13 protein-coding genes and 1 pseudogene are annotated in these 17,231 nt (G+C 67.7%); 3 read left to right on the top strand and 11 right to left on the bottom strand.

Annotation, left to right across the window (positions count from 1 at the left end; genetic code table 11):
* Window positions 1-34: 34 nt before the first annotated feature.
* Both BEK98_RS05505 and BEK98_RS05500 read right to left on the bottom strand, forming a co-directional pair.
* Window positions 35-241: a DUF397 domain-containing protein gene (locus tag BEK98_RS05505; RefSeq protein WP_094215242.1), complete on the bottom strand. Its 207-nt coding sequence runs from the start codon at window positions 239-241 to the stop codon at window positions 35-37.
* A gap of 2 nt (window positions 242-243) precedes the next feature.
* Entirely contained in the window at window positions 244-1,062 is an 819-nt protein-coding gene (locus BEK98_RS05500) for a helix-turn-helix domain-containing protein (RefSeq protein WP_425276590.1), read from the bottom strand.
* Window positions 1,063-1,297: 235 nt separating this feature from the next.
* On the opposite strand from BEK98_RS05500, the gene BEK98_RS05495 reads away from it, so the two are divergent.
* Window positions 1,298-1,702 carry an ATP-binding protein gene (locus BEK98_RS05495; RefSeq protein WP_094215240.1) on the top strand — a complete coding sequence of 135 codons (405 nt, stop codon included), beginning with the start codon at window positions 1,298-1,300 and terminating at the stop codon, window positions 1,700-1,702.
* Between the two features lie 69 nt (window positions 1,703-1,771).
* Here BEK98_RS05495 and BEK98_RS05490 read toward each other — a convergent pair whose 3' ends face one another.
* Window positions 1,772-4,639, bottom strand: a complete 2,868-nt coding sequence (locus BEK98_RS05490) for an AfsR/SARP family transcriptional regulator (protein ID WP_094215239.1) — start codon at window positions 4,637-4,639, stop codon at window positions 1,772-1,774.
* Between the two features lie 191 nt (window positions 4,640-4,830).
* Here BEK98_RS05490 and BEK98_RS50810 point away from each other — a divergent pair, with 191 nt between their 5' ends.
* A complete protein-coding gene (locus BEK98_RS50810; RefSeq protein ID WP_279635452.1) occupies window positions 4,831-5,217 on the top strand; it encodes a peptidoglycan-binding domain-containing protein in 387 nt (128 codons plus the stop codon).
* A gap of 79 nt (window positions 5,218-5,296) precedes the next feature.
* Entirely contained in the window at window positions 5,297-5,713 is a 417-nt protein-coding gene (locus BEK98_RS05480) for a peptidoglycan-binding domain-containing protein (RefSeq protein ID WP_094215237.1), read from the top strand.
* Between the two features lie 314 nt (window positions 5,714-6,027).
* On the opposite strand, the gene BEK98_RS05475 is transcribed toward BEK98_RS05480, so the two are convergent.
* The 8 genes and pseudogenes from BEK98_RS05475 to BEK98_RS05445 all read right to left on the bottom strand — a co-directional run bounded on the left by BEK98_RS05475 (window position 6,028) and on the right by BEK98_RS05445 (window position 16,979).
* A complete protein-coding gene (locus BEK98_RS05475) occupies window positions 6,028-6,567 on the bottom strand; it encodes a GNAT family N-acetyltransferase (protein ID WP_094215236.1) in 540 nt (179 codons plus the stop codon).
* Between the two features lie 78 nt (window positions 6,568-6,645).
* Window positions 6,646-7,209 carry a dihydrofolate reductase family protein gene (locus BEK98_RS05470; protein WP_094215235.1) on the bottom strand — a complete coding sequence of 188 codons (564 nt, stop codon included), beginning with the start codon at window positions 7,207-7,209 and terminating at the stop codon, window positions 6,646-6,648.
* 94 nt (window positions 7,210-7,303) lie between these two features.
* Complete coding sequence (locus tag BEK98_RS05465) at window positions 7,304-8,560, bottom strand: DUF1266 domain-containing protein (RefSeq protein ID WP_094215234.1); 1,257 nt, start codon at window positions 8,558-8,560, stop codon at window positions 7,304-7,306.
* Window positions 8,561-8,750: 190 nt separating this feature from the next.
* Complete coding sequence (locus tag BEK98_RS49540; protein WP_208643015.1) at window positions 8,751-9,020, bottom strand: hypothetical protein; 270 nt, start codon at window positions 9,018-9,020, stop codon at window positions 8,751-8,753.
* A gap of 163 nt (window positions 9,021-9,183) precedes the next feature.
* Window positions 9,184-13,925 (bottom strand): annotated as a pseudogene (locus tag BEK98_RS51250) (putative T7SS-secreted protein).
* A complete protein-coding gene (locus BEK98_RS05455; protein ID WP_094215233.1) occupies window positions 13,925-14,605 on the bottom strand; it encodes a hypothetical protein in 681 nt (226 codons plus the stop codon). Before BEK98_RS05455 ends, BEK98_RS51250 begins: the two are co-directional and overlap by 1 nt.
* A complete protein-coding gene (locus BEK98_RS05450) occupies window positions 14,602-15,099 on the bottom strand; it encodes a hypothetical protein (protein WP_094215725.1) in 498 nt (165 codons plus the stop codon). The genes BEK98_RS05455 and BEK98_RS05450 overlap by 4 nt, the downstream gene beginning before the upstream one ends.
* A 185-nt stretch (window positions 15,100-15,284) precedes the next feature.
* A complete protein-coding gene (locus BEK98_RS05445; protein ID WP_094215232.1) occupies window positions 15,285-16,979 on the bottom strand; it encodes a chitinase in 1,695 nt (564 codons plus the stop codon).
* Window positions 16,980-17,231 lie beyond the last annotated feature (252 nt).

Here is a 17,231-nt window from a genome sequence, read left to right as displayed (position 1 = left end):
CTTATGGCCTTCTAAGGCGACTTGACTTGCCTGGTCATGCTATGTGACGCGGGTGGACCGTCGTCTTCAGGGCTTCGATGAAGGGGGTGAAGGCTCCGGGTGGGAAGGTGAGGGTTGCTCTGGCCGGGGCCTTGGAATCGCGGATGGCTATGTGGGCGTCCAGGTCTGCGACTTCGACGCAGGCATCGCCCTGGCCGCCACCGGAGAAGGAGGACTTCTGCCAGGTGTCGGGGGTCGGCATGCTCACAGCTCCTTCGACAGCCGGTGAATGAAGTCACGCGAACGATCGGGGTCGAGTGACACTGCCTCTACCCTACGGAAGAGCGTTCGATATCGGTTGAGCTGGGCTTCGGCATCGATGAAGACCGGGCCGCCGGGGCCGTCACGGACAACGGTGTCCAGCTTGGGGACGGGGCCACTCGCGTACACCATCGCACTTCCGGCCCCGCCGAAGTCGTCCAGTTCGAAGGGGACTACGCGCACGGTGACGTGGTCGGCCTCGGAGAGTTCCAGGACGCGGGTGAGCTGAGCCCGTGCCGTGGATCGGTCGCCGACCCTGATGCGCAGTGCGGCCTCGTGGATCACCGCTTCGTACGGGACCGGGTCCGGGCGCTCGATGATGACCCTGCGCTTCATCCGGTGATCAACCCACCGCTCGACATCGCTCTGCGGAAACTCCGGGTTCACGTACGAGAAGAGGGACCGAGCGTAGTCCGCGGTCTGGAGAAGCCCCGGGACGTGCAGGAACTCCACGTCCCACCGGCAGCGGGCGTGATGCTCCAGCTCGGGCAGATCCATGAACGGCGTAGGCAGCTGACCTCGGTACTCCTCCCACCAGCCCAGCGTCCGGTCAGTGGCGATCGCCACCAACCCATCGATGAACTCTCCATCCGCACAGGCGTAGTTGGCCGCCATGCGACGCAGACGCTGCTCACTCACTCCTGAGGTGCCGGCCTCGATCTGACTGATCTGAACGGAGTTCACGCCGAGCAGAGCCGCAGCCTCGCGAGAGCTGAGCCCTGCTGCCTCGCGGATCCTGCGCAGTTCCACGGCCAGCCGCATCTGACGCGCTGTGGGCTCACGCTTGGTCCCCATCGACCGCTCCTTGGTTCAACGCGCCTGTCCATGCACCTCGTTCGGGGTCAGATTACGGGATCGCCTTGCTTGCTCTTAATTCTAAGGTCTACCGTCGGTGATGCGACGTACACGCAGCGGAAGCGCACCGCGCCGTCCTGCCATGACGGCTGCGGCAATGCCACCGTGCGTGAAATCCCCTCCTTCTGAACGGAGTTGAGCCATGCCCGAAACCTGGGACTACACCCTGTACATCCCGAACGACCTGAGAGCGGTGACCGTCTGTCGTCGCACCCTGCGTCTGATCCTGACGCTGCACGGGCTGGTCGGGCTGGTGGACACGGCGGAGCTGCTCGCGACGGAGCTGGTCTCGAACGCGGTACGGCACACGAAGGGTCCGGCCGCGCTCAGGGTGCGCCGCTCCCCGGAGGGGGTGGTGTGGATCGGGGCGTGGGACACGGACCCCGGGCCGCCGGAGCCTCCGCGACCGTTGGAGCAGGTCGCCGAGCTGGAGGAGGGGCGGGGCCTGGCGCTGGTCAGGGCCTGTGCTGACTACTGGGGCTGGCAGCCCTCGGCCCGGTTCGGCAACCGGGGGAAGTTCGTGTGGTGTGAGCTGGGGGCGGCGTGATGGTGGGCTCGTCTCACGAGGCGTTGCGCCGGATCGGTGCTGGACGTGCCGTTTCCCCAGCCGAGGGTCTCACGTCGGCGCGCCGGTCGTGCAGGCCCGTTCCAGCGCTGCGATGCCGTCCAGGCTCTCTTGGACACGCTGTGGCAGGGTGTGGGCGCGCGCGAGGTCGAGGCACGCGTGCCAGCAGCGGCGGGCGGCCTCCCACTCCGAGAAGTGATGGTGGGCCCGGGCGGTGGCCGCCAGGCAGTCCGCCTCGCCGCCGTGATCGCCCAGCTGACGGCGTATGGCCATGGCTTCGTCCAGGGCCGCGAAGGCCTCGTCACGCAGGCCCAGGTTCTGCAGCGCCGAGCCGTAGTTCGTCAGGCCGGTGGCGAGTGCTGTGGGTCGCGCCTGCCTCCGCAGCAGCGGGATGCGCCTGCGGTGCTGTTCCGCGGCCCCGCTGAAGTCCCCGGCCAGCTGGAGTGCGTCGGCGATCCTGCCGAGTACGAGGGCTTCGCTGCCGGGGTTGTCCGTCCGGCGGTACAGCTCCTGCGAGCGCAACGCGTAGAGGAGGGCTTCTTCCGCCCGGCCGGCCTGAGTGTGGAGTGCCGCCATGTTGCCCAGGATCGATGCCTGGGCGGTGATGTCTCCGGCCCGCTCGAAGAGGTTCAGGGAGATCTGCAGGTTTTCCAGGCACTCGTCGTTGCGGTAGGCCATGCCGTGCGCGACGGCGAGACGACGGTACAGCCAGGCCTGCCCCACGGTGTCGTCACGTTCCACGGCGATGGCCAGGGCGGCCTGGAGACAGGTGTCCCACTCGCCGGTCCACCAGTACGTGTCCGCGTACCCGAACAGACCGACGGCGAGGCGCCAGGCCACGTCGGAGCGGCCGAGGGAACCGGCCCTGCCGATTGCCTGCCGGATGGCGGGCAGCTCTCGCACATACCACCGCAGCGCCTGCTGGGCGTCCCCGAAGTCCGGAACGGGTTCGTCCGGCTGCTCGTCCAGCGGGGGAGGCGGCTGGGTCTCACCGACGGTCACCCTCGATGCCTTCTCCACCGCCGCCACGTACCAGGACAGCAGCCGGAGCGAGGCGTCCGCCCGCTCCCGCGGGGTCTCCTCCGCCGCGGCTCGTTCGGCGGCGTACTCGCCGAGAAGATCGTGGAAGGCGTACCGGTCGGGCGTCGGGCACTGCACGAGGTGGACGTCGGCCAGGAGGTCCAGCAGGCGGGCGGCCTCCCGCACCGGGAGGCCGAGCAGCGCCGCCGCCGAATGCGGTGTCAGCTCATGCTCGGGCCACAGTCCCAGCAAACGGAAGGCTCGGGCGGCCGCCCGCTCCCGGGGCTTCTCGCTGTCGCGCATGGCGACGTAGCTCATGGCGAACGTCGCGTGGACGTCGAGACCACCGACGCTGAGTTCCCGCAGACGGCCGGAGCTGGACGACAACTGCCGCGCGAGCAGGGCGAGCGGCCATGCCGGCCGGGAGGCCAGCCTGCCACCCACGACGCGCAACGCCAGCGGCAGCCCGCCGCACACAGCCAGGATGTCGGCGGCGGCGGCCGGTTCCTCCAGTACGCGCATGCTTCCGCAGAGTGCGGCCAGAAGCGTCTCCTGGGCATCGGCATCGAGGGGCGTCAGCGGAACCAGCGTGGCATCCGGCAGGTCCGCGAGGGTGTGGCGGCTGGTGACCACCACGCCGCAGCTGCCGCTGCCCGGCAGCAGCGGCGTGACCTGAGCGGCATCTCGCGCGTTGTCGAGCACCAGCAGCATCCGGCGTTCCGCCATGACCGTACGGAAAAGCGCCGCGCAGTCGTCCGTGTCATCGGGGAGGGACTCCGCGCGCACTCCGAGGTCCGACAGGAACCGTGCGAGCAGGTCGCGGGGGCTGCGCTCCCGGCCTGGGCTGAAGCCGCGCAGGTCGGCGTACAGCTGGCCGTCCGGGAAGTCCTCGTGCAGCCGGTGCGCGACATGGACGGCCAGGGACGTCTTGCCGATGCCGCCCATTCCGGAGACGACGACCGGTCGGGGGCAGCGGTCGAGTGGTTGCCTCCCGGCGTCGGCGCCCGGGCGGAGCAGCGCTGTAAGAGTGGAGATCTCCCTGTCCCGGCCGGTGAAATAACCAACGTCCGCGGGAAGTTGGCGCAACGGCCGACGTTCGGGCGGGGAGATGGCGGCGGACGCGGGCGTCGGCACAACGGCGGTGCCCTCGTCGGCGAGTACGTCCTGGTGTGTCGCCCGGACAGTGGCGGACGGCTCGACGCCCAGTTCCTCCACCAGGCTCCGGCGCAGCCGCACGTACACCTGCAGTGCATCCGGCTGCCGGTTCGAGCGGTGCAGGGCGAGCATCAACTGGCGGTGGAACGCCTCCCGCAGCGGGTGCTCGGAGGCGAGCGCCGTCAGCTGCGGGACCAGCTCGTGGTGCCTGCCGAGAGCGAGGGCCGCTTCGAACCCCCACTCCAGGACCTGGAGCCGGGTTTCGAGAAGCTGCTGGACCAGCCGAGCCTGCGGCTCGGCGTCCGCGAAATCGGGAATGTCAGCCAGCGGCTGCCCGCGCCACAGCGCCATGGCGTCAGTACTCCGGCGTGCCGCCGTGTCCCAGTCCTGGTGCAGGTACGCCCGGCGGGCGGCGCTCACATGGGCCTCGAAGACGTCGACATCGAGCTCCCCGTCGCCGACATGCAGCCGGTATCCGGGCGGCTCCGCCGCGAGCCGTCGCGCATCGTCACCAAGAGACGCCAACTGCCGTCGCAGTCGCGCCACGTGGTTGGCGAGGGAGGCGTCGGCGGTCGCCGGGGGGTTGGGCCCCCACAGAGCCTCTTTCAGGCCGTCCTTCGATATCGTCCGGTTGCGGTGAAGCAGGAGCGCCGCCAACAGAACGCGGACTTTGCCGGCTCCCAACGGTCGCTGCTGTATCCCGTCGTGGACCATCAGCGGACCGAGCAGTCCGAACGTCGGCATCGCACCCCCCTTACCCCTCGTCACATGCTAAGCAGCGCCCTCCCTTTCCTGGTGGTCGGCGCCCCGGGCGCTGTTGATCTGCTGTTGTCCGTCTGTTGTCGATGCCCGGCAGTCTGACATCGGCGGCTCGACGCCAGATACGCGTGCTTGGGGGGAATCAGCGTATGAAACGCGCTCTAGTTGTTTTGGGCATGACCGTCGTGTCCATCATGGGCTTGATCGGAAGCGCGCCTTCCGCGGGCGCGGCGGACGGCTGGTGCACCACCACGACGTCCGTGTGGAAGGACTCCGGCCGCTTCATCCAGCCGGCCACGAGCAGCGGCTCGACCTCCTGCATCATGGGCCGCGGGTCCAGCGGGTCGGCGGTGGCGGAGCTGCAGCGCGCGCTCGTCAACTGCCACGAGTTGGACACGGGAGGCGTCGACGGTGTCTACGGCGCCAGGACCGAGACCGCCGTACGGACGATCCAATCCCGCGTCGGGCTCGAGCCCGACGGCATCTACGGCCCGGACACCCGGATGCACGTCTTCTGGCAGTACTACTGGAACGACGGCGACGTGACGTGCAGCTTCATGTAGGCGGCAGCTCCCAGTACCAGGCCCACCGGCCACCAACACCTCCAGCATCCTCCTGAACCAGCAACGGAGAACAGAAGAAATGAAGCGCACGCTTGCCGCCATCGGCGCGGCCGCAGCCGTGTTCGGCGGCATGGTCAGCCTCGCCCCCACTGCCTCCGCGGCCGACGGCTGGTGCACCACGACCATCGGCGTGGACCGGGGCGGCTACCACACCCTGGTGCCCGCCACCAGCGGTGGCTCCACCTCCTGCCTGATGGGGAAGGGCTCCAGCGGAGAGGCGGTGGAGGCCCTTCAGCTCGCCCTCGTCATCTGCCACGGCCTGGACACCGGCGGCATCGACGGCGTCTACGGTGGGCAGACCGTGGCCGCCGTACGAACCCTCCAGTCCCAGACCGGCCTCTACCCCGACGGCGTCTACGGTCCGGACACCCGCGGCAAGGTCTCCTGGCGCTGGTACGCCTCCCCGGGCGTCGGCGCGACCTGCGCCCGCCTCTGAGGTTTCGCAAGTCCGGGAGGCGGTCCGCCCCGCCTGGATGACGGCGGACTCGGCCTCCGCGAGTGTCGTGGCTGAATGTGTCCGTCGAGGGAGCCGCACATACGACGACGCCCGGACCCCACACCGGGGCCCGGGCGTCCTCACACCGAGACGACCGAGACGTCCGAGACGCTCACGTCGGCTGGCCCGTTCTTCCCAGGGCCCGGCGGACGAGCCGGCTAAGAGGTGACGCCCGGCATGCACGCGGCCAAGTCGCGGTTGCAGACCGCTCGCGCGTGGATGGGCGGGTACTCCCCGACCGTTCCGTCACCATCTCAACTGGACGGCGTGACCGGGGACCGCATGCCGAGCCACTGCTCGGCGCCCCAGGCCTCGAACCGCTCTACCTCAGTGAACCCCAGCTTCGCCGCGAGACGCATCGAGCCGACGTTGGCGGTCTGGGTGGTGAGCACCACCGGCTCGCCGGGAAGCGCGTCGGCGAGCCAGCCGAGTGCCGCCGCGCACGCCTCGTAGGCGTACCCGAATCCCCACACCCGCGGCAGGAACAGGTAGCCGAGATCGGCCTTCCCCGCGGCAGCCGGGCGACGGTGCCCCGTTGCTCTCCTGAGCAGGATCTGGCCGATCATCGACCCGTCGAGATCGACGACGAAGCTCCCGGGCCACCGCTCGGGCGCCCCGGGCAGCTCGCGCTCAAGTTCGTCACGCGGTCGGGGGCCGCCGAGGTAGGTGTGCACCTCGGGCGAGGCGAGCAGCTCGATGAACGTCGTACGGTCCCGGCTCTCGGGCTCACGGAGCACGAGCCTCTCGGTCCTGATCGGTGCAGGCGGCCAGGCCACGGGTCCCAGATCTTCCATCCGCGCACGCTAACAGGTGGTCAAACCAACCGAACGGGAAACGATGGACTCCACCTGGGTCCGAACCCCGAACAGCACCTAGCGCGTCACGCGGTGGCGGAGGTAGACGACTCTCGAGCTGAAGGTGCGGGTCTCGACGAGTTCGAGATCCACCCGGCGCTCGCGCTGGGGAAAGAACGGAATGCCACCGCCCAGCAGCACCGGGTAGACCATGGCCCGGTACTCGTCGATCAGACCCAACGCGGCCGCCTCGGCGGCGAGAGTCGCGCCGCCGATCGCGATGTCACCCTCCCCCGGCTCGGCTCGCAACCGCTCGATCTCCTCCGCCAGGCCGCCGGAGGCCAAGCGGGCATTGCCCTGTACCGCCGACAGCGTGGTCGAGAACACCACCTTCGGGAGCGGATTCCAGAGCGCGGCCCACTCGAGCTCTGAGTCGTCGAGCGATGGATTCTGGTCGGCGGTCTCCCAGTACAGCATCGTCTCGTACAGCCGTCGGCCCAACAGGTGGACGCCGACCTCTCGAATCTCGTCGATCCAGAAGCGAAAGACCTCCGCGTCGGGCACCGTCCAGTCGAAGCCGCCGTCCGGCCCGACGATGTAGCCGTCAAGTGAGATGCTCATCGAATAGGTGACGCTGCGCATCAGAAGTCCTCCTCGGTGACGGGTTCGACAGTACGACCGCCGGACGCCGCAGGACTCATCGCGACTCGCGCGGCGGAGCTGTTCGCCGAGACCGTCACCGGAACGGGATGTTGAGCCAAGGACTCCCGGGATCGGACATCAGGATCCGATGGGCCTCGACCATGTCCTGATACCAGTCCCCGAACTCCTCCTCATCGAAGTGAAGGCAGCGCCCGAGGATGTAGCCGGCGGAGAAGTCCTGCCACGACTTGTAGGAATGAGAGGCGGTCCGCCCCGCCTGGATGACGGCGGACTCGGCCTCCGCGAGGGTGCCGAACCGCGCCCCCAGCCCCCACCGGGCCATCTTCGAGGCGCGCCCGAGATCCCAGGCGTCGACGGACGACACGTACCGGTTCTCGTCGAGCACACCGTCGGCCCGCATCCGGGCCTCGTAGCGGGTGATACGCCCGATGAGCCGCTGCACACCCTCGACGCGGGCCTCGACCTCGGACTCGGGTCGGGGGTCGGTCCTGGTGACGCCGTCCTCGGACACCACGATCGAACCCTCGGACCTGGCCCGGATGAGGTTGCCGGCGGCCTGCCGCCAGTACCCCGTATCGACGTGCCCGCCGAAATCCCGAGCGATGGTCCGGCGCAGCCCGAGGGCGAAATCCCAGACCGAGCTGTGCTGCTCGCAGGCGAGGAGGTCGCGCAGGTAGTACTGCCACTCCTCGCGGGTGGTGATGCCCCACCATTCGCGAAGCCGTGTCCGCTCACCTGGATATCCCGTGCCGTGCCAGGCCATGGAGTTCCAGAAGGAGCCGTTGCTGACACACAGGAGCGCGCCGCAGGCGAGGCCGTGGGCGACGGAGCCGTGCAGCGGGCCGCCGACGCGGAGGGTACGCAGCCGCAGGGACCGCTTCCGAGCGGGAGCCCGCTCCCCGTACTGCGCCCAAGTCGCCGAATGCGGCGGCGCCGAGGGAAGGAAGGCCTCGCAAGGACTCCCCGGATTGACCACGATCATCGACGGATCAGTTGGCCGCCACACCTTGGTGAACCACTCGAGGCGGTTCCAGTCGAACACCCGGTGGGGCTCCGGCGCGGGCAGCATGCCCTCGGTGTACACGGCCCAGATCCGCCCGCCGGCGACACGCGGATCGTGTCCGAAGACGGCGTACGTGGCAGGGGGTGTGGCATCCGCCTTGTCCTTCTGTATCTCGAAGAACAGCCTGCTCTGCGCAAGCGTCCCGAAGTACGCAGGCCAGTCCTCGCGCGACTTGGCCTCGAACAACGCCTGCTCGATGTCCGTTGGCGGTGTCCACGTAGGCGATATGGCAGGCCCGAAACCTGCGGGTGACGGACCGAATGACATCAGACGCCCTGTCCTTTGTTCGTTATGGGTTCCGTGTGCCCTCTCTCTAAGCCGAGGAGGTGGGGGTATCGAGACCTCAAACTTTTTCGATCACATCCCAGGCGGAAACTGGATCGTACTTGCTCCAAATTGGTGAGGGTGGCTGTGCGTGCGTTCAAGAGAAATCAGCCAGGCCCGCGCGCTCCGGCGATCAGGTGTTGTGTGGGTCTTCTTCCCGTGCCTTTTCGGAAACAATGCTGGATATGATGCCGCTGGCCTCAAGTAGCTCACGAATCAGCATTGTTTCTACGTACGTACCCCGGAAGCCTTCGGTGCTAGCTTCGAGCGCTGAATCTCTGGCTTGTTTAAGCGATACTCCCAATGCGTCACGGAACGCCTTGAGTGCCTTCCCCCCAGGAGGGGATTCGGTCAAAATTTTCAGGCGATAGTAGCCGTGACTATTTAGGATCGCATCGCGCACATAGTCCGGGGCGGGCCCCCAGTCTCCGTCTCGCCAATTACCGCACTCGTTGCACGCCCAATCCATCTCCCAGCGAAGTCGCCGATTGCGTGTCAATTGTACTGCCCAGCCCTCAATTTCTGACTGGCAGTTCCCGCAGTTTTCGGTAACCCTTGCAGCTTGCTCAGTCAATCCAGCCCCTCATTCTCAGGTATCGGTTTTTTATTTCGTAAAAGCGGTCGGATAGGCCGGACCCGTCGCGCGGGTGGTGGGTGCCGGGCGGTATGCCGCGAGAATACCACCGATGATGTAGCTCTTCATGTACCAGGCTGTCTCGTAGTTCATGTCTACTGACAAAGGATTTCCATCCGATGTGGGTGCCCTCGTTGAGCCTCGCTATACCTGTATTCACCCAGGGGCTGTACTGCGGTTGATGCGTAAATTTAAGATCAGGGAAGTCCTCCTTTATGATTGCCTCTATGGCGCGATTTCTGGCCTGGGTGGTCTTTCCTGTTGCTTTGCTCAAGTCCCTCCACTGATTCCCGTCCGCTTTCTCTTCAACTTCTGTTTGTTGCGAATTCGAGTAAGGGGACAATCCCAAGGGGTCGAACCACGTGTTCGGGTTCTGTACGTATCCGGACGGATTCGGGGAAGGTGAAAGCCCGAGCGGGTCGGGTGTGAGGTAGCGGGCAGTTTCGGGGTCGTAGTGGCGGAAGTAGTTGTAATGGAGGCCGGATTCTGGGTCGTAGTACTGGCCAGGGAAGCGTAGGGGTGTGTAGGCCGTGCTATTGGCTGCCCATGCCGTCGTTCCCCACAGGGTGCTGCGGGTGTGCCAGGCGATGTCGCCCTGCTCGTCTATGAGCTCGCTAGGTGTGCCGACCAGGTCGGTGATTATGGCGAAGAAGCGGGAGTCGATCTCGTCCTGGGATGCGTCGCCTGCGGTGATGCGTTCAATTTGGCTCAGAGGACGCAGGTCCTGGTGATCCCAGGTGAGGGTGACCGGATTTGGGAGATCGTGGGACTTAGCGGTCTGTTCGCATAGTGTTGTGCCGTCCCACGTGAAGTCCACTCGTTCTACGACTGTTTCGACGTCCGGCGCGAGGCGGAGTTTTGCGGTGCGGCGGCCCAGGGGGTCGTAGGTGTAGCGCCAGCGGGTGCCGTCGGGGGTCACCACTGATGTCAGGCGGTCTTCGGCGTCCCATTCGTAGCGCCAGGTTTCGGGTTTGCGGGACAGGCGGGTTTTCTGACGGAGGGTGATGCGGCCCAGGGCGTCGTGTTCGTAGCGGACGTTGCCGGCGCGCGTGATGCGGGTGCCTGTGTAGGTGCGGGAGCCGACTGCCTCCTGGCCGGGGTGGTTGGCCGGCCAGCTCGCTTGTGTCTGGTTTCCCGCCTCGTCGTACGCGTACCGCTCCGTCCAGCCCGCCGCATGTACCGCCGTCACCCGGCCCGCCGCGTCCAGGTCGAAGTGGCGGGAGCTGCCCATGAGCTGATCGTCGATGCCGATCAGGTTGCCGTCTGCTCGGTAGGTGTACGCCCGGTGTTGGACGGTGCGGCTCTCGACACCCGTCACCGACTGGGTCGTCAGGCGGCCGAGTATGTCGAAGGTGTGCTCCACCGCGATCGTCCCGCCAAGCCGACGTGTCAGTTCGCGTCCTGCCTCGTCGTACGTGAAGTCGATGGCGCGGCCCGAGGCCACCATGCCGGTGCGGCGGCCCACGGCGTCGTACAACCAGGTGGTGGTGGCACCTGTGGGGGTCGTGCGGCTGGTGCGGCGGCCCAGGGCGTCGTAGGTATACGTCAGGGTGCGGCCGTTGACCGTTTCCGAGTGCAGGCGACCGTAGCGGTCGCGGAGGAGGGTGAGGGTGGTGCCGTCCGGGCCTGTTGCTTGCGCCAGCTGGTCGGTGAGGTCGTAGGCGTAGGTCGAGATCTGGCCGGCCGCGTCCTTGCGAGTCACCTGGCCCAGTTCGTTCCGCTCGAAGGACACCTCCTCGCCGAGAACGTTTCTGCGCGAGGTGAGACGACCTGCAGGGTCGTATGCGTAGGTCAGGCTTCGGTCGTCGAAGTCCGTCTCCGTCACCAGACGGCCCGCCGCGTCGTACTCGTACGTCCACGTCAGGCCCTGTGGGTTGGTGACCTTCGTCAGGCGCAGTTCGCTGTCGTGCTCGAACTCGTAGCGGACCCCGTCCGGGCCCGTGCGGGCCGTCAGCAGGTCGAAGTGGGTGTACTCGAAGCGGGAGACTCCGCCGATCGGGTCGGTGTGGCTGGTGCAGTTGCCCTCGCCGTCGTACGTCCAGGACTCGGAGGTGCCGTCTGCGGTCGTACGCCGGGTCAAGTGGCCCTCTATCGACCATTCCAGCAGCGTCGTTGCGCCGGTGGGGTCCGTGATCGCGGTCGGGCGGCCGAAGGCGTTCCGCTCGTAGCGGGTGGTCGCGCCCAGCGGGTTCGTGATCTCCAGCGGGAGGCCTGCGCGGTCGCAGACGATCCTTGTCGTGTTGCCGAGCGGGTCGGTCACGGAGGTGAGGTGGCCGGCCTCCGTGTAGGTGAAGTGGGTTGTCTGACCCGCCGGGTCCGTCACCGAGGTGCGGTTGCCGCGCTCGTCGTAGGCCTGGCGGAATACCGTGCCGTCCGGGTTGACCACCTTGACCGGCAGGCCGAGTTCGTTGTGCTCCGCCCTCGCCTCGCGGCCGTCGGGCGGACGACCGACGTCAGGTTGCCCTCTTCGTCGTAGCGGAGCGTCGTCGTGTGGCCCAGCGGGTCTGTCTGGAACAGCAGGCGGTTGTAGCGGTCGCGTTGGTAGTGCGTGGTCGCACCGAGTGCATCGATCTCCGCGATCACCTGCCAGGCGGCGTTGACGAGGTAGCGGCGGGTGTGACCCTCACCCGTCGTCGCTGTCGTGGTCCGAAGACCGGTTTCCGGGTCCGGGTCCCCGTAGGTCAGACGCAGGGCCATGTGTCCCGCCGAGCCGCCCTCGGCTATGCAGCGGTCCCGGTCGTCGTACTCGTACGTGTAGCTGCGGTCGTTCGAGTCCGTCCAAGAGGTGATCCGGCCCGCCTCGTCATACGTGAAGCGGAGCGGGAGGCCTGAGGAGTTGTAGACCTCCGTGAGGTTGCCATCCGTGTAGCCGTAACGCTTCAGCTCCTCGCCGGTTGCGGCCAGGTGGAAGGCCGTGATGCGGCCGGATTCCGTGGTGACACGTACAGCCTGCCCGCTGCTCGCGACGACCGTGATCGGCGTACCCTCCGCGTCGTACTCGAAGGTGATCCAGTTGCCGTTGCGGTCGTCTATCTGCTCCAGCACCGCCAGGTTTTCGCCTCGGTCGGCGAAGTGCCAGGTGCGGTGTGTGCCGGGGTCCGTGATCGTGTAGCCGTCGGTCACGCGGTCCAAGGGCCAGCGGGGGCCGCGGCTGGGGAGGGTGGGCAGGCCGGGGGCCGGGTGCGGGTACGCCAGGAGCAGGCCGTCCTCCGTGACGAAGACGACTCCCTCGGCGTCGATCTCCAGGCGCTGGTCCAGAGTGGAGGACCAGGACGGGCCGAACCAGCGCCCCAGGTGGTAGCCGGACTCCACGCGCCGCTTGAGAATCAGGGGCAGTACGCCGGGGAGCGCGACGTCCGTCTGCGGCAGGTACATCTTGCCGGTGGCGAGGCTGATCGGGTCGGTGCCCTTGCTTACCGTGCTGTTCTGCTCGTGGGAGGTCGCTGGTGGATCTTCGTTCACGGTCTGCCGGGCAGAGTTCCCGGTCTCTGCCCCGGCGCCCGCCTGTCCCTCGTGCTTCGCAGCTGCTTTTGCCGCGTCCGCTGCTGCGGCTCTCTCCCCAGCCGCAGCCCGCACCCCGTTCGCCTCCATCCCTGCTCCACCGGTCAGAGCCTGGGGAGCGAGCCGTCCGAAGAACTCGGACGGATCCTTGGCGAAGTCGGCCAAGTTCTGCTTCAGGGCCTGTTCCGGATGCGTGGCGCTGGAGACGAGGCCGGCCAGCGTCATCGCCTGGTGCTTAAGGGCTTCGGCGGGGTGGGCCAGGGTGTACGGGTTCAGTGGGTTGGCGTTGAGCGCCATGCTCACCATGCCCGTCGTGGCCTTGACGGCGCCGCCGCCGAAGTGGACGGCCTCGGTGTTGAAGGCGTCGAAGCCGTCGGCGGCGTCCACCTTGAGCCGGGTCAGCGCGGGCGGTTCGGCGGGGGCGTGGGCGAGGGCCGTGTCGACGGCCTTGGTGGCGGTGTCGGCAGCGGTATTGCGCTGCTTGCGGGCCTCGTGAAGGACTTCGTCGGCCCGTTTGAGGTCTGCGGTGCCGGGGTCGTGGAAGTTGCCGGGGTCCGGGCCGGGGTCCTTGTCGCCGGAGGACACAGCGGCCTTGTACGCGTCAGCCTTCTTCTTGTACGCGACCGCCGCCTTCGCAGAGGCCTCCGTGCCCGCCTTGTACAGGTCGATCGCGTCCTTGGCCTGCTTCTGTGCCCAGGTGACCGTCTCCGCGTACGTCTCCAGGGCCGCGGCAGCCTTGGCGCAGGCGTCCGCCGCATGCAGCCACTTCACCGGATGCATCGCGAACTTCTCGCGGAACGCCTCCGCCGCCTCACCCTGCCACTGCGAGGAATCCAGCTTCCGCATGCCCTGGCCGACATTGTCGAAGGCCTTGTGGAAGTCCTTCAGGTGCTTGGCGGTGGCCCGGATGTCCGCTGCGTTGCCGTGGACCAGGTCGGTCGGGTCGTCGCTCTCGCCGAGCTGCTTCTCGCCCGGCGTGGCGCCCAGAGCGGATGCGGCCCCGTCGCCCCAGTTCTCGACCTTGTCCGCCCAGCCGTGGGCACCGGCCTTGTCCAAGCCCGCACCGACGAGGTCGGTGCCCTTGTCGATACCCTCTCCGACGAACTTCTTCCCGGAGTCAATGACGTGCCCGGCGCCACCGAGAAGGTCGTTGGTCAGGTCACCGAGCCCCATCAGCCGGCACTCCCGTCCCGCTGCTGCTTCTGCTGCTGCTCAGCGGCGCGGGCGCGTTCCTCCGGGGACGGGCCCCACAAGTCGTCCAGCATGCGGTTGTACTCGCCGCTGTTCCCGGTCGCCCGGTTGACGTTGTCCATGGTCACGCCCGGCGGCAGCCCCACCGACCCGGTCATCACGTCACGCCCGGCGTCCTTGCCACTCTGCTTGCCCTGTTCCCACGCGTCCGAGAAGGACTTCCCGCTGTAGTCGGGGTGGGTGAGGGCGTCGGCGCTGCTTTGCCGCAGCTGATCCCAGCTCATCTTCTCGACGTCGTCCTCGGACGCGTACGGATTGCCCACCAGCGAGTTGTAGCCGACCTTCAACGCGCCGCCGACGTACTGGTCCGTCTCGTACAGCGTGCCCGCCGACAACCCCACGTCCTCCGCGAAGGTGTTGCCCTCGGCCACCAGGGCGCGCACACCCCACTCCCAACGCTCGCAGAAAGATTGGAACTTCGACGTCAAACCCTCGTTGCCCAGCTGGAGCCCGGACAGCTCCAGGTTCGAGAAGCCCCGGCCCACACCCGCCAGACTGTCGACGCCCAGCTCCTTCAGCTCAGCGAGCGTTTGAGTGATGCCCTTCGATATCTCGTCCAGCCCGGCAGCCCTGATGTCCTTGCCGCCCGCTCCCCCGCTCACCGCGATGCCTCCCCGTTCCTCACGTCTACGGCCGCCGAGTCCGGCACGATCCCCACCACTGGCGGGAACAGCACCCCTTCGTCCCCGCTGGCCGCATCCAGGGCCACCCCGCACGGCACCCCGACGGCCGGAACCCCTGCATCCAGCAACCTGGCGCCCAGCACCCGCTGGTACGCCCATTCCCGGTCCCCTTCACCCCGCGCGATCGCGAATCGCGCCAGCGTCGACTCGTTCGAGAAGGCCAGGATCCAGCGGATGCTGCCGTGGTCCGCGGTCATTGGAACCGAGGCCTCGTCGAGGGGGACCAGCACGGCCGTACGGCGGAACTCGCCCAGTACGGCGGCGAACTCACGGCGCCTGCGCGCGACGTCCTCTGCCTGGGAGGGAGCAGGAGCCCCATGAGATACGTCCGCGCCGGCCGGCTCCGCGTAGTCCGCCAGAGGCGACCTGCGTATCGGCCCCGACGAGTCGGCGCCACCCCCGTGATCAGCCATGTCCGGGATCATCACATCGGTCCGTTGCCGAACGCAACGCGGTACTCGGCACACTGGAGGGCCTTTGGCTGAATCCGTCCACCGGCAGAGAGGCAGACGCGACGACGCCCGGACCCCACACCGGGGCCCGGGCGCGTCGTCACACCGAGACGACCGAGACGACCGAGACGATCAAGACGCTCACGTCACGACATCCCGTGCACATGCGCCCCCACCGAGCCCGACCACGCGTTCCCCGAAGCCGCGTCCCAGTTCGTCGACCAGGTCATCGCGCCCCGCAGATCGGGGTACGTCTTCGAAGGCTTGAAGGAACCGCAGCCCGTGCCCTTGGCCAGGCAGTCCAGCGCGTTGTTCACCACGGAGGGCGACACGTACCCGCTGCCCGCCGCGCTCGTCGAGGCCGGCAGGCCCAGGCCCACCTGGGACGGGGACAGGCCGCCCTCCAGCTGGATGCAGGCGAGGGCCGTGAGGAAGTCCACCGAGCCCTGCGAGTACACCTTGCCGTCGCAGCCCAGCATGGAACCGCTGTTGTAGTACTGCATGTTGACGACCGTGAGGATGTCCTTCACGTTCAGCGCCGTCTGGAAGTAGGAGTTCGACGTCGACTGCATGTCGATCGTCTGCGGAGCCATCGTGATGATCAGGGACGAGCCCGCCTTCGCCGACAGCGCGCGCAGTGCCTGCGTCATGTAGGTCGCGTTCAGGCCGTTCTCCAGGTCGATGTCCACGCCGTCGAAGCCGTACGTCTGCATCAACGAGTACACCGAGTTCGCGAAGTTGGTCGCCGAGGTCGAGTCGCTCACCGACACCGTGCCGTTCTGGCCGCCGATGGAGACGATGACCTTCTTGCCGGCCGCCTGCTTGGCCTTGATGTCCGCCTTGAACTGGTCGACCGTGTAGCCGCCGAGGCCGGCCGAGTCCAGGTTGAACGAGACCGCGCCCGGGGTCGAGGTCGCGTCCGCGAAGGCCACCGCGATGATGTCGTACGCGGAGGGGACGTCGGAGAGCTTCTGGACCGTCGCGCCGTTGTTGAAGTTCTGCCAGTAGCCCGTCACGGCGTGCTTGGGGAGAGTCCCCCCGCCTCCGCCGCTGCTCCCGGAGGTCGTCGTAGCCGTCACCGTCGCCGACTTCGCCGACTCACCCGCCGAGTTGGTGGCCGTGACCTGGAAGGAGTACGACGTCGACGCCGACAGGCCGGTCACGGTCGCCGAGGTGCCCGTCACCGCCGTCACCTTCGTGCCGTTGCGGTAGACGTTGTAGCCCGTCGCGCCCGACACCGCGGACCACGACAGCGACACGGACGACGAGGTCGTGCCGGAGACCGAGAGGCCAGAAGGTGCGGATGGGACGGTCGGCGCCGGGTCGCCGCCACCGCCCCCGTCCGGGCCGTAGACCGAGACGTCGTCCGCGTAGTACGCGGCCTGTCCGTACCAGCCGTGTGTGTACACCGTGACCGATGTGGTCGACGCGCCCGTCGTGAACGTCGTCGACAGCTGCTTCCAGGAGGACGAGTCGGGGGTCCAGGTCGACACGTCCGTCGTGCCCGTGCCCGTCACGCCCAGGTAGGAGTAGCCGCCCTGCACCCACGCGCTCAGTGTGTACGTGGAGTTGGGCTTCACCGCCACCGACTGGGTGCACTGGGCGTTGTCCTGCCCGGCCGGGGTCGCCTTCAGGGCCGAGGCGCCGGAGTGGACCGGGGAGGAGACCGTCGTGCCGCTGGACGCCGTGCACGTCCAGTTGGTCAGGCCCGACTCGAAGCCGGCGTTCTTGACGTTGTTGACGTCCGCCGCGGACGCGGGGGTGGCCGCGAGGCCTGCCACCGAGAGGGCTAGGGAGGTGGCGGCGGACCACATCGCGATCCGTCGTCTGCGTCTGGGCATGTTTGGGGCGCGGTCCACTGGGGCCTCCGGTGGGGAGTCTGCGGGGAGAGGGGTGAGGGACGGTGGCCACCGCTGGCCTACAAGTTGGTCCAGACCAATTGCGCTGTCAAGAGGTCCAGACCAAAATCACCCCTGGTCCGATGCTCAACCTGTCCGGTTTTGGCGGGACTTGTGCCCAGGGCGTTCCACACGAGCTACACAAACGCTGTTCTCCGGTCATTGGGGCGTGGATACAGTGCTCAGGTAGTCACG

It is taken from the genome of Streptomyces diastatochromogenes (assembly GCF_002242805.1).
Lineage (GTDB): Bacteria > Actinomycetota > Actinomycetes > Streptomycetales > Streptomycetaceae > Streptomyces > Streptomyces diastatochromogenes.
The sequence above is the reverse complement of the archived record's forward strand: the minus strand, read 5'-3'. Positions and strand labels throughout refer to the sequence as shown.

Coding starts and splice junctions, on each gene's coding strand:
- BEK98_RS05475 (WP_094215236.1), bottom strand. CDS start 6,567: ATGGAAGATCTGGGACCCGTGGCCTGGCCGCCTGCACCGATCAGGACC.
- BEK98_RS05445 (WP_094215232.1), bottom strand. CDS start 16,979: ATGCCCAGACGCAGACGACGGATCGCGATGTGGTCCGCCGCCACCTCC.
- BEK98_RS05470 (WP_094215235.1), bottom strand. CDS start 7,209: ATGCGCAGCGTCACCTATTCGATGAGCATCTCACTTGACGGCTACATC.
- BEK98_RS05465 (WP_094215234.1), bottom strand. CDS start 8,560: ATGTCATTCGGTCCGTCACCCGCAGGTTTCGGGCCTGCCATATCGCCT.
- BEK98_RS05500 (WP_425276590.1), bottom strand. CDS start 1,062: ATGCGGCTGGCCGTGGAACTGCGCAGGATCCGCGAGGCAGCAGGGCTC.
- BEK98_RS50810 (WP_279635452.1), top strand. CDS start 4,831: ATGACCGTCGTGTCCATCATGGGCTTGATCGGAAGCGCGCCTTCCGCG.
- BEK98_RS05495 (WP_094215240.1), top strand. CDS start 1,298: ATGCCCGAAACCTGGGACTACACCCTGTACATCCCGAACGACCTGAGA.
- BEK98_RS05505 (WP_094215242.1), bottom strand. CDS start 241: ATGCCGACCCCCGACACCTGGCAGAAGTCCTCCTTCTCCGGTGGCGGC.
- BEK98_RS05490 (WP_094215239.1), bottom strand. CDS start 4,639: ATGCCGACGTTCGGACTGCTCGGTCCGCTGATGGTCCACGACGGGATA.
- BEK98_RS05450 (WP_094215725.1), bottom strand. CDS start 15,099: ATGGCTGATCACGGGGGTGGCGCCGACTCGTCGGGGCCGATACGCAGG.
- BEK98_RS05480 (WP_094215237.1), top strand. CDS start 5,297: ATGAAGCGCACGCTTGCCGCCATCGGCGCGGCCGCAGCCGTGTTCGGC.